Raw genomic sequence first — 12301 nt, 5'->3', positions numbered from 1 at the left:
GCCGCGGCCAGAGAGCAACTGAAGGAGAAGGAAGCCGCCGAGAGCGAGCCGATCGCGATCGTCTCGATGGGCTGCCGCTTCGCCGGAGGTGTCCGCTCGCCGGAGGACCTGTGGGACCTCGTCGTCGAAGGCCGTGACGCGGTCGGCGGCTTCCCGACCGACCGTGGCTGGGACCCGGCTGTCCTGGACGCCGGTGACAGTGATGTCAAGGGATCAAGCACGCAGCAGGGTGCTTTCATCTACGACGCGGGCGACTTCGACCCGGCGTTCTTCGGGATCAGCCCGCGCGAAGCTCTTGCGATGGACCCGCAGCAGCGGCTCGTGCTGGAGGTCGCGTGGGAGGCGATCGAGCGCGCCCGCATCGACCCGCTCTCCCTGCGTGGCACCAAGGCGGGCATGTTCGTCGGCGCCACCTCGTTCAACTACGGCGGCGACTACCTCGGTGCGCCCGAGGAACTGGGCGGCCACCTGATCACCGGCAACGTGACGAGCGTGCTCTCCGGCCGGGTCAACTACACGCTCGGCCTCGAAGGCCCGTCGATGACCTTCGACACCGCGTGCTCGTCCTCGCTGGTCGCGATGCACCTTGCCGCACAAGCACTTCGGCGCGGTGAGTGCTCGCTCGCGCTCGCGGGCGGTGCGGCGATCATGTCCACCGCTGGCGTGTTCGTGGAGTTCAGCCGCCAGCGCGGGCTCGCAGCCGACGGCCGCTGCAAGTCCTTCGCCGAAGCCGCTGACGGCACCGGTTGGGGTGAGGGCGTCGGCCTGATCCTGCTCGAGAAGCTCTCCGACGCGCGCCGCCACGGCCACCCGGTTCTGGCTGTGCTGCGCGGATCGGCGTGGAACCAGGACGGCGCGTCCAACGGCCTCACCGCCCCCAACGGCCGCGCCCAGCAGCGCGTGATCAAGCAGGCGCTGGCCAACGCGGGCCTCAAGTCCGAGGACGTCGACGTCGTCGAGGCGCACGGCACCGGCACCACGCTCGGCGACCCGATCGAGGCCAACGCGCTGATCAACACCTACGGCAAGGAGCGCCCTGCGGAGCGCCCGCTGTGGCTCGGCTCGCTGAAGTCCAACATCGCGCACACGCAGGCCGCCGCCGGCTCGGGCTCGGTCATCAAGATGGTGATGGCCTTGCAGCACGGGCTGTTGCCGAAGACCCTGCACGTGGACGCCCCGTCCTCGGAGATCAACTGGTCGGACGGCGCGGTGTCGCTGCTGACCGAGGCCGTGCCGTGGCACTCCGGTGACCGCGTTCGCCGCGCCGGTGTTTCCGCATTCGGTGTCAGCGGCACCAACGCTCACCTCATCCTCGAAGAGGCTCCTCCTCTTTCACTGTCGGAAAGGGTTGTTGAGGCCCCGGCGGTCATGCCGTGGGTGCTCGCCGGTCGTGGCGCGGACGCTTTGAAGGCTCAGGCCGCCAGGCTGTCGTCCTTTGTGGCTGGTCAGGAGTCGGTCGACCTGGCGTACTCGCTGGCCACCACGCGCTCGGCCTTCGAGAACCGCGCGGTCGTGCTCGCGGGCTCCAACGCGGAGTTCAAGGCTTCGCTCGGGCTCTCCGGCGAGAACGTCGTTGTGGGCGAGGCTGTCAAGGACCCGCGTCCGGTCTTCGTGTTCCCCGGCCAGGGGTCGCAGTGGGCGGGCATGGCGGTCGAGCTGATCGACTCCTCGCCGGTGTTCGCCAAGCGCATCAAGGAGTGCGACGAGGCGCTGTCGGAGTTCGTGGACTTCTCGGTCGTGGACGTGCTGCGCGGCAAGCCAGGCACACCCTCCACCGAGCGGGTCGACGTGATCCAGCCGCTGCTGTGGGCGGTCATGGTGTCGCTCGCCGAGCTGTGGCGCTCCTTCGGCGTCGAGCCAGCGGCGGTCATCGGCCACTCGCAGGGCGAGATCGCCGCCGCCGCCGTCTCGGGCGCGCTGTCGCTTTCCGATGCGGCAAGAGTGTGCGCGCTGCGGAGCCGGTCGATCATCGCGCTCTCCGACCGTGGCGGCATGCTGTCGCTGACGATGCCGTTGACGGATGCCTCGCAGCTGATCGCCGAGTGGGGCGCGAAGGTCTCCATCGCTGCGGTGAACGGGCCTTCGTCGGTGGTGGTGTCCGGTGAGCCGCAGGCTCTGGTCGAGGTCCAGCAGGTCGCCGAGGCGCAGGACGTCCGCGCTCGGATGATCGACGTGAACTACGCGTCGCACTCCGCCCAGGTGGAGGAGTTGCGCGCGGAGCTGCTCGAAGTGCTCGCGCCGATCAAGCCGCGCTCGTCGGAGATCTCGTTCATCTCCACGGTGACCGGCGAGCCGATCGACACGGTGAAGCTCGACGCGGAGTACTGGGTCACCAACCTCCGCCAGACCGTGCAGCTGGAGGCCGCGACCCGCGCTGCCCTTGAGCGCCGCCACCGCTTGTTCATCGAGGCCAGCCCGCATCCGGTGCTGGGCATGGCCTTGCAGTCCACCGCTGAGTCGGCTTCCGCTGAGGCCGTCGTCGTGGGTTCTTTGCGCCGCAACGAGGGTGGGCCTGCGAGGTTCCTCCGCTCGGCGGCTGAGGCTTTCGTCAACGGTGCTCCGGTGAAGTGGGAGGCGGCGTTCTCCGAGCTGCCCGCGCGCAAGATCGCGCTGCCGACCTACGCCTTCCAGCGGCAGCGTTTCTGGTACACCCCGCCCGCGCCTTCGACGGCCAACCCGGCGGAGACGCGGTTCTGGGACGCCGTCGACTCCGAGGACCTGACCTCGGTCGCGGCCACGTTGGGTCTGGGCTCCGATGCTCCGCTCAGCGAGGTCGTGAGCAGCCTGTCCGGCTGGCGTCGACGCAGCATTGAAGTGTCCGCTGTGGACGATTGGTGCTACGAGATCGGTTGGCGCTCGGTCACTTTGTCCGAAAAGGCGCTCAGCGGAGAGTGGCTTGTCGTCACCCCCGCCAGCGGCGCGGAGTCGGTGAAGGACGTGCTCAGCCTGATGACGGCGGCTGGCGCGGAGATCACTCGCATCGACGTGGACGCCACCGACATCGCCGAGCGCGCGGATCTCGCTGAGCGGATCGGCGGGTACTACGACGGCGTGCTGTCCTTACTGGCACTGGATGACTCTGCGTGCGGAGCTGGTCTCACTGGCACGCTGACGCTGACGCAGGCGTTGGGTGACGCGGGGATCGACGCTCCACTGTGGTGTGTCACGCAGAGCGCGGTCGCGTTGAACGGGGCGGAAACCCTGGCCAACCCCGACCAGGCCATGGTGTGGGGCCTCGCCGGCTCCTACGGCGCCGAGCGCCCGCAGCGCTGGGGCGGCCTGGTGGACCTGCCCGTGCAGGCCGATGAGCGTTCGCTGAGCCAGCTCGTCGCGGCGCTCAGCGGCTCCGAGGCGGGAGAGCAGTACGCGGTCCGCCCGTCCGGGGTCTTCGTGCGGCGCCTGGCCAACGCGGTTCCCCGCCGAGCCCGCCGCGACTGGAAGCCGAGCGGAACCGTTGTCATCACTGGCGGTCTCGGCGCGCTTGGCAGCCACCTTGCGCGCTGGGCGACCGCGAACGGCGCTGAGCACGTGCTGCTGCTCGGCCGCCGTGGCCTGGAAACCCCTGGTGCTGAGGCGTTGCGCGACGAACTGGGCGCAACCGTTGTGGCGTGCGACGCCGCCGACCGCGACCAGCTCGCGGCAGCGCTGGCGCAGGCTCCGACTCCGATCAAGGCGGTGTTCCACGCGGCCGGAGTGCTCGACGACTCCCCGCTGGACTCGCTCACCACCGCCCAGCTCGACGCTGTGGTGCGCAGCAAGGCCACCGCCGCGCGCAACCTGCACGAGCTGACCTCGGACCTCGACGCGTTCGTCATGTTCTCCGCCGTCGCGGGCACGATCGGTGTTGCGGGACAAGGGAACTACGCGGCGGCCAACGCCTACCTGGACGCTCTCGCCCAGCACCGGCGCTCGCAGGGGATGCCCGCGACGACGGTCGCGTGGAGCGCCTGGGAGGACTCCGGCATGGTCGACGCGGCCACGGCCGAAGTGCTTCGCGGGCGTGGCATTCCCGCGATGCCCCGTGAGCTGGCGATGACCGCGTTGCAGCGCGCGCTGGACGTCGACGAGACCTTCCTGGTCGTTGCCGACATCACGTGGGAGAAGTTCCTCGACAGCGGCGCGGTCACGGCCACTCCGCTGCTGACCTCGCTGATCCCCGCCGCGTCGGAGGAGGCCGAGGACACCGGGGAACTCCGCGCCAAACTGTCCACTGTGGACAAGGTGGCCGGACTCCGGATCTTGCAGGACGTGGTGATCGCGCAGGCCGGATCGGTGCTCGGCTACGACGGCGGTTCCCTGCCCGCGCAGCGCTCCTTCAAGGAGCTTGGCGTGGACTCGCTGACCGCCGTGCAGTTGCGCAACCGGCTCTCCGAGGCCACCGGGCTCCGCCTGCCGGTGACCCTGGCCTTCGATCACCCCAACGCCGCGTCGCTCTCCGAGCACCTCTACGAGGAGCTGGCGCCGAGCGGCTCCGGCGTGGCCGACCTGGTCCGCGAGGAGCTGGACAAGCTGGAGGCGACCCTGACCTCCGTGCCCGGCGACGACACCGCGGCCCGCGAAGCCATCACCGCGCGCCTGCGCACGCTGATGTGGAAGTGGGAGGGCGCCGACACCGCCCAGGCCGACACCGACAACCTCGACACAGCGACCGACGACGAAGTGTTCGATCTGCTGGATAAAGAACTCGGATTCGCCTGAGCCTGATCGGTTTACCCCGTTTCGTACTCATAGCGGCCCTCGACCCCGCTATGAGTACGAAACGGCCGTTCTCCAGACACGTTCCCGTGTGCGCGGCGGAAGTCCCTCGTCGAGCACGCGCCAGGTGCTAGCGGGCGGAATTCGCGCCGATCGAGTGGTTCCCACCCAACCCGCGCTCCGCCGCGCGCTACCAGAGACGAGAGTGCCCATCGCCAACGAATCGCCGCCGGCGTGCCCAACGCGCATGCGTTCGGTTGGTGGGTGGGCTCGGCGGGGACGGCCCATCAACCGAAGAGCGGTCGTAACACCGCGTGGAGCCGGATCGGTGCAGCCTCCAGGACACCTCGTGCTGACCAAACGCGGACCTGGACTTCCTGCGCCGAGATCCCCTTGGCACAGCTGCGTGGGCCCTGCTGGAGTACGAGCAGAAGCCGCGAACGCCCCACCTGCCTCGACTGACAGCTCGCCACCTGACCCCGCGCGGAGGTGACAGGTCGGGTTGCGGCAACGACATCCAGGCCGTCCGTGGTGCGGAATGCAGCTGTCCCAGCACCGCCAGGTTCGCCGGTCTTCAAGACCACCGAACCCCCTTCTCGATCATCGTCAACCGCCGCAAACCCGGTGTTCGACGACGTTTGCCGTCGACAGCACCCGCTGCGTCGTCGTCGAGGACTCCCCGACCGGAGTCACCGCCGGAGTCGCTTCCGGAGCCACCGTTCTGGTGATTCCCTGCGACGTCCCGGTGAATTCAGGCGAACGCCGGATATTCCGCGAATCGCTTGTCGGAGTGGACCTCGCCGAACTATCCGCGCTCCCGTCCCGCTGATTCTCCCGATCTGCTTTCCTGGTTGCGGGGAGCGCACAGGGGGAGGGCTGGACAATGTCCGGATCAGGCACGGCGCCGGGGGCTGAGCAGGGTGGCCGGTACGTCGAATCGATGGAGATTCCGCAGGTCAGCGTTGGTGGCGTGGGTCCGACTGGTGGCTACACCGTCGATCCCGACGGCGCCCCGCGCCTGATCCGAGCGTTGCGCGAGGCGCGAGACAAGCTGGAGAGCCTGCGTGACGTCGACGAGCAATTCAGGCACGTGCCCATGCCTGTGGACCCGTACAGCATCGCCGCGGTGGAAGCGATCAAACGGAGGCTCGGGCCGGAGCCCGGCGGCTACGTGTGGGCGAACACCGCGGCGCTCGCGCAGCTGGACACTTTGATCGCGAAGTTGGAGGCGTCACTGAAGATCTACCGGGACGCTGAGGAACGGAACCGTCGTCGGTTCGGTCGGGGGGGTGTGATGCGACGCTTGTTGTGCTGCGTGTTCGTTCTCGTGGTGTCGGGCTGCGGCCAGGTCACGGTAGGGCAGCCGACGGAGGTCGTCAGCGGCCCTGACGGCTCGGGACCGCCGCCGTTCACACAACCCGTCCTGTCTTACGACAAGTTCGTTTCCAGGCCATGCGACCTGCTCTCGCGGGAGCAGTTGGCGACGATCGGCATCATTACGGACACAGGGAAGATGAACTCGTATCCCATCGGCCCCAACTGCACCTGGAAGGCCGACAAGTCCATGGACACCGGTATCTCGATCACGCTGTTCGTGAACGGCGCTGGCCTGGGGCCGGCGTACAAGGATCGCGAGGGCTACTTCGCGGAGACCGCGATCGGTGGTTACCCGGCGATCAACACCGACAACAAGACGCCGATCGGGACCACGACGCCGGAAGGCAGCTGTTTCACCACTGTGGGGATTGCCCCGCTGGTCGCGTATCAGGTGTCCGTGTCCGCGCACAGACCGAACGAGGACTACGCGCAGCCGTGCAAGCCTGCGGACAAGGTGGCGTTGTGGGTGTTGGAGAAGCTGAAGGCGGGGAACTGAGCGGTGTTCTCCAAGACCATCGTGGGTGAGGCGCGACCGGCCGGGTACGACTCGGCGACGATCTACGGCTGGTGCCACGCCGGTCCGGGGCCGCAGGCCGCGGACGGAACGTTGAAGCAGGTGACGTTGTTGCGCTTCCGCGCCAAGAACAGCGTCGAGACGCCGGTCCCGGACACGGGACAGATCACGGGTGGGCTCATCGGCGTCCCCGATGCGAACCTGGAGCACAACGTCCGCGTGGCGAAGGGCTACGGGACCGCGGTCCAGGCGATGCCCGAGTTGTTCGGCCAGCCCATCGTGGCCTGACCCCGCACAGAGGCAGCCGGTCGGGTTGCGTGGCAACGACAACCAGGCCGTACGTGAGGCGAACAGGAATCGGGCGTTCTCAAGACACGTCTCCAGAGCGCCTGGTCTCCGACAGCGACCCGCGCCCGGTGACGTGGTCTTCGGGACCGTACAGAATGCGGTTGTCCCAGCGCGGCCGGGGTTCGTCGGTCTTCAAGACCACCGAACCCCCTTCTTGATCATCGTCAACCGCCGCAAACCCCAGCGGCTCGCTGCGTCTTGGGCGAGGTGTGCAAGGCCGTATACGAATTCTTCACGTCAGCCGATGCACGGCCGATCTGCCCCACCTGGCAGGAAGATGCCGATGTGGAGCGGACCGACACTTCCGGATAACCCCTGGTCGCGGCCGAGTGCGTACCCAATGTGGCATTTGTTTCATCAGGCGTAACCAATGCCCGCATTGGGTCCACAAGTCTGGGCGGACCCCCAGGCACCCCTGAGTCCACCCCTCACTTCGGTTCGCCCTATAGCGGAGCGCGGGGGCGAGGCGGTCGGATGGGGATGCGGTCGAGAGGCCGGACGGAAGGAGCTGCGGGCTGTGGACAACAACGAGGCGAAGCTCCGCGACTACCTCAAGCGGGCCACGACGGACCTGCGCGCGGTGAAGCGCCGGTTGCGCGAGGTCGAGGAGCAGGCGGCGGAGCCGATCGCCATCGTGGGCATGGCCTGCCGGTTCCCCGGCGGAGTGCGCGGCCCCGAGGACCTGTGGGCCGCCGTCGCCGAGGGCCGCGACCTGATGGGCCCGTTCCCGAGCGACCGCGGCTGGGACCTGGACTCCCTCTACGACCCCACCGGCGAGCGCCGCAACAGCAGCTACGTCAACGAGGGCGCGTTCCTGGAGGACGTGGCGCTCTTCGACGCCGGGTTCTTCGGCATCTCCCCGCGCGAGGCCCTGGCGATGGACCCGCAGCAGCGGCTGCTGCTGGAGACCGCCTGGGAGGGCTTCGAGCGCGCGGGCATCGACCCGGCCTCGCTGCGCGGCAGCCAGACCGGCGTCTACCTCGGCGCCACCGACCACGACTACGGCCGGGGCATGACCGAGCTGCCCGAAGAGCTCGAAGGCAACGTGATGATCGGCCGCTCCGGCGCGATCTCCTCCGGCCGCATCGCCTACTTCCTCGGCCTGCACGGGCCCGCCGTCACGATCGACACCATGTGCTCGTCGTCGTTGGTGGCGCTGCACATGGCCTGCGAGGGTCTGCGCCGCGGCGACTGCTCGATGGCGGTCACCGGCGGCACCACGGTTCTGTCAACCCCAGAGGGGTACACCGAGTTCAGCCGTCAGGGTGCGCTGGCCAAGGACGGTCGCTGCAAGGCGTTCTCCGCCGCCGCCGACGGGACCGGCTGGGCCGAGGGCGTCGGCGTGCTCGTCGTGGAGCGCCTGTCCGACGCGCGCCGCAACGGGCACAAGGTCCTCGCGGTCGTGCAGGGCTCGGCGATCAACCAGGACGGCGCCTCCAATGGCCTGACCGCCCCCAACGGCACCGCGCAGCGCAAGGTCATCCAGCAGGCGCTCGCCAACGCGCGCGTCTCGGCCGACGGGGTCGACGCCGTCGAAGCGCACGGCACCGGCACCACGCTCGGCGACCCCATCGAGGCGCACGCGTTGCTCGCCACCTACGGCCAGAAGCGCGAAACGCCGCTGTGGCTGGGGTCCCTGAAGTCCAACCTCGGGCACGCCGCCGCGGCTGCCGGGGTCGCCGGTGTGATCAAGATGGTCATGGCGCTGCAGAATGGCTTGCTGCCCAAGACCCTGCACGTCGACGAGCCCTCGCCGAAGATCGACTGGTCCGCCGGCGCCGTGTCGCTGCTGACCGAGGCCCGTGAGTGGGGCCGCAACGGTCACCCCCGCCGAGCTGGTGTCTCCGCGTTCGGCGCGAGTGGCACCAATGCACACGTGATCCTCGAAGAGACTCCTGAGGCTCCCGAGCCGGAGGAGGTCGAGGAAATCGCGCCGGAGGTGAAGGTGAGCACTGGCGCCCTGCCGTGGGTTCTGTCCGCCCGTACCGCCGACGCGCTCCGTGCCCAGGCCCGTCGGCTTAAGTCCACTGTGGACTCTCCGGTTGGCGCCGTCGGGTACTCCCTGGCGAAGAGCCGGTCCAGCTTCGAGCACCGCGCGGTGATCATCGGCTCGGGCCGCGATGAGATGCTGGCCGGGCTCGACGCGGTTGCGCTCGGCGAGGAGCGGGAGAACGTGGTGCGCGGAGTGTCCGCCGACCTCGGCAAGTCGGTCTTCGTCTTCCCCGGCCAGGGCGCGCAGTGGGCGGGCATGGCGGTGGAGCTGCTGGAGACCTCGCCGGTGTTCGCGGCGCGCATCCAGGAGTGCCACGACGCCCTCGCGCCGTTCACCGACTGGTCCTTGCTGGATGTCTTGCAGGGCAACGACACCGCCTGGCTTGAGCGCGTCGACATGGTCCAGCCCGCACTGTGGGCGGTCATGGTCTCGCTGGCGTCGCTGTGGCGGGCTTCGGGTGTCGAGCCCGCCGCCGTGATCGGTCACTCCCAGGGCGAGATCGCCGCCGCCGTGGTCGCTGGCGCACTGTCCATTGAGGACGGTGCGCGGGTGATCGCTCTGCGCAGCAAGGCGATCCGGGCCATCGCGGGTGTCGGCGGGATGATGTCGGTTCAGCTGCCCCGCGAGCAAGCCGTTCAGCATGTGACCGAGGGCCTGTCCCTCGCGGCCGTCAACGGCTCCGGCTCCGTGGTGATCTCCGGCGACAACCAGGCGCTCGACGCGCTCCAGGCGAAGCTCGAAGGCCAGGACGTCCGCGTTCGCCGGGTGCCGGTGGACTACGCCTCGCACTCCGCGCACGTGGAGAAGATCCACGCCGAACTGCTCGACGTGCTCGGCCCGATCGCGCCGAAGGCCAGCGAGATCCCCTTCTACTCCACCGTTCTCGGCGAGCAGATCGACACCACGACGGTCGACGCCGAGTACTGGTACCGCAATCTCCGCCAGACCGTGGAGCTGGAGAAGACCACGCACCTGCTCGTCGAGCACGGGCACGACGTCTTCATTGAGGTCAGCCCGCACTCCGTGCTGCTGCCCGCGCTGGGGGAGACCCTGGACGCGCTCGGCCGCGACGGTGCCACGGTCGGTTCGCTGCGCCGCGACCAGGGCGGCATGGACCGCTTCCTCGCCTCGGTCGCCGAGCTGCACACCCGGGGCGGCGGCGTCGCGTGGACCTCGGTGTTCGCCGGGCTCGGCGCGACCGTGATCGACCTGCCGACCTACGCGTTCCAGCGCCGCCGCTACTGGCTCGAAGCTCCGGAGAAGCAGGTCGAGCAGGCCGTCTCCGCGGATTCCGGGCTGGACAACGACTTCTGGCAGGCCATCGAGCAGGGCGACGTCGCTGGGCTGGCCACCGCGGTCGGCTTCGACACCGACAAGCCGCTGAGCTCGCTGCTGCCCGACCTCGCCGACTGGCGGGCGAAGCGGCGCGAGCAGTCCATTGTGGACTCCTGGCGTTACCGGGTGGACTGGGCGCCGATCGACGAGCCCGCCGCGGCGAAGCTCGACGGCACCTGGCTCGTGCTCGTCCCGGTCGACGCGGGCTACGACGCGCTGCGCGCCCGCGTCCGCGCGACCGTCGAGCAGCACGGCGGCAAGCCCGTCGTCGTGGAGCTGGCCGAGGGCGACACCGACCGCGAACTGCTCGCCAAGCGGTTGCGGGACATCAACGGCCCACTGCGCGGAGTGCTGTCTCTGCTCGGACTCGATCAGCGGTGGCACGTCGAGCACCGCGGCCTGCCGAACGGGCTCGCCGCCACGCTCGCGCTGATCCAAGCCTTGGGAGACGCGGAGATCGACGCTCCGCTGTGGCTGGTCACCAGCGGCAGTGAGCAGAGCCCCGCACAGGCTGCGGTCTGGGGTCTCGGCCGCGTCGCGGCACTGGAGTTCTCGCAGCGCTGGGGCGGCATGGTCGACGTGCCGCAGACCCTCGACGAGACCGCTGTCAACCGCCTCGCCGGAGTCCTTGCGGGGCAAAGTGATGAAGACCAGGTTGCGATCCGTACGAGCGGGTTGTTCGCCCGCAGGCTCGTGCGCGTCGCGAGCGAGAACGTGCAGCCGACGTGGAAGCCGCAGAGCTGCGTGCTGCTGACCGGTGGCACCGGCGGCGTCGGCGCGCAGATCGCCCGCTGGCTGGCCAAGAACCGCACCCGCCGCCTCGTGCTGACCAGCCGTCGCGGCATGGACGCCCCCGGTGCCCGCGAACTCGTCGCAGAGCTGGCGGAGCTGGGCACCGAGGCCATCGTGGTGGCGTGCGACGTCGGCGACGAGCAGGCGCTCATCGAACTCAAGCGCCGCATGGAAACCGATGGCTGGCCGATCACCTCGGTCATGCACATCGCCGGAGCGGGTGTCCTCAATGGACTGTCCGCGACGAACCTGGACGAGTTCGCCGACACCGCCTACGCGAAGATCGCCGGAGCCGCCGTGCTCGACGCGGTCTTCGACACCGACGAGGTCGCCGAGTTCATCCTGTTCTCCTCGATCTCCGCCGTGTGGGGCTCCGGCGACCACGGCGCCTACGCGGCGGCCAACGCTTACCTCGACGGCCTCGCGGAGTCGCGGCGCGGTCGCGGTCGCCCGGCGTTGTCGCTGGTCTGGGGCATCTGGGACCCGGAGGAGGGCGGCGGCATGGCGGCCAACCTCGTCGAGCAAGCGTTGCGCGACCGGGGTATCCCGTTCATGAACCCGCGCCTCGCGATCGACGGATTCCACCGCGTGCTCAGCGATTCCACGCGCGCGGTCGAAGTCGTCGCCGAGGTGGACTGGTCGAAGTTCGTCCCGGTGTTCACCGCTGGGCGGCCGAGTCCCTTGCTGGAGACCGTTCCCGAGGTCCGCGCTGCCTTGCAGAAGGAGCAGGCCGCCGCCGCGAAGGTCAGCGACGGTGAGGCTTCGCTCAAGGACAAGCTCGCCGCGCTCAGCCCCGCCGAGCGGTCGCTGACCATCGCATCCGTTGTGCGCACGCAGGTCGCGGCCTCGCTGAAGTACCCGGGGCCGGAGGCCGTGGAGACCTCGCGGGCGTTCCGCGAACTGGGCTTCGACTCGCTGACCGCCGTCGACCTGCGCAACCGCCTCGGCGAGGCGACGGGCCTGCGCCTCCCGGTGACCATCGTCTTCGACCACCCCAACGTGGTCGAGCTGGCGAAGCACGTCGAGAAGCAGCTGGTCCCGGCCGTCGAAGCCGCGCCGATGGAGGTCAGCGAGACGTCGGCGCTGTTCTCCAAGATCCCCATGGACAAGCTGCGCGAGGCCGGGTTGCTGGACACGTTGCTGCGCTTGGCGAACGGCACCGAGGACGAGCCGGAGAACGACATCGACGACATGGACGTCAGTGCACTGGTCGCCATGGCCCTCGAAACCGACAACTAGTTCGGAGC

The 12301-nt window shown here is 69.3% G+C and carries 3 protein-coding genes and 1 pseudogene; all 4 read left to right on the top strand.

Features of this window, described 5'->3' with window-relative positions; genetic code table 11:
- Positions 1–36 precede the first annotated feature (36 nt).
- Positions 37–4698: pseudogene (locus CCN37_RS15750) on the top strand (type I polyketide synthase); the annotation flags it as partial.
- A 937-nt stretch (positions 4699–5635) separates the two neighbouring features.
- Positions 5636–6568: a DUF3558 domain-containing protein gene (locus CCN37_RS15740; RefSeq protein WP_168200687.1), complete on the top strand. Its 933-nt coding sequence runs from the start codon at positions 5636–5638 to the stop codon at positions 6566–6568.
- A 3-nt stretch (positions 6569–6571) separates the two neighbouring features.
- Complete coding sequence (locus CCN37_RS15735) at positions 6572–6874, top strand: hypothetical protein (protein WP_086821525.1); 303 nt, start codon at positions 6572–6574, stop codon at positions 6872–6874.
- Positions 6875–7451: 577 nt separating this feature from the next.
- Positions 7452–12293 carry a type I polyketide synthase gene (locus tag CCN37_RS15730; protein ID WP_210408048.1) on the top strand — a complete coding sequence of 1614 codons (4842 nt, stop codon included), beginning with the start codon at positions 7452–7454 and terminating at the stop codon, positions 12291–12293.
- Positions 12294–12301: the final 8 nt, after the last annotated feature.

The organism is Allokutzneria sp. NRRL B-24872, from assembly GCF_002155965.1.
Classification (GTDB): Bacteria; Actinomycetota; Actinomycetes; order Mycobacteriales; family Pseudonocardiaceae; genus Allokutzneria.
The sequence above is the reverse complement of the archived record's forward strand: the minus strand, read 5'-3'. Positions and strand labels throughout refer to the sequence as shown.

Excerpts from the sequence above, each read along its gene's own strand:
- CCN37_RS15740 (WP_168200687.1), top strand. The coding sequence starts at position 5,636 with ATGGAGATTCCGCAGGTCAGCGTTGGTGGCGTGGGTCCGACTGGTGGC.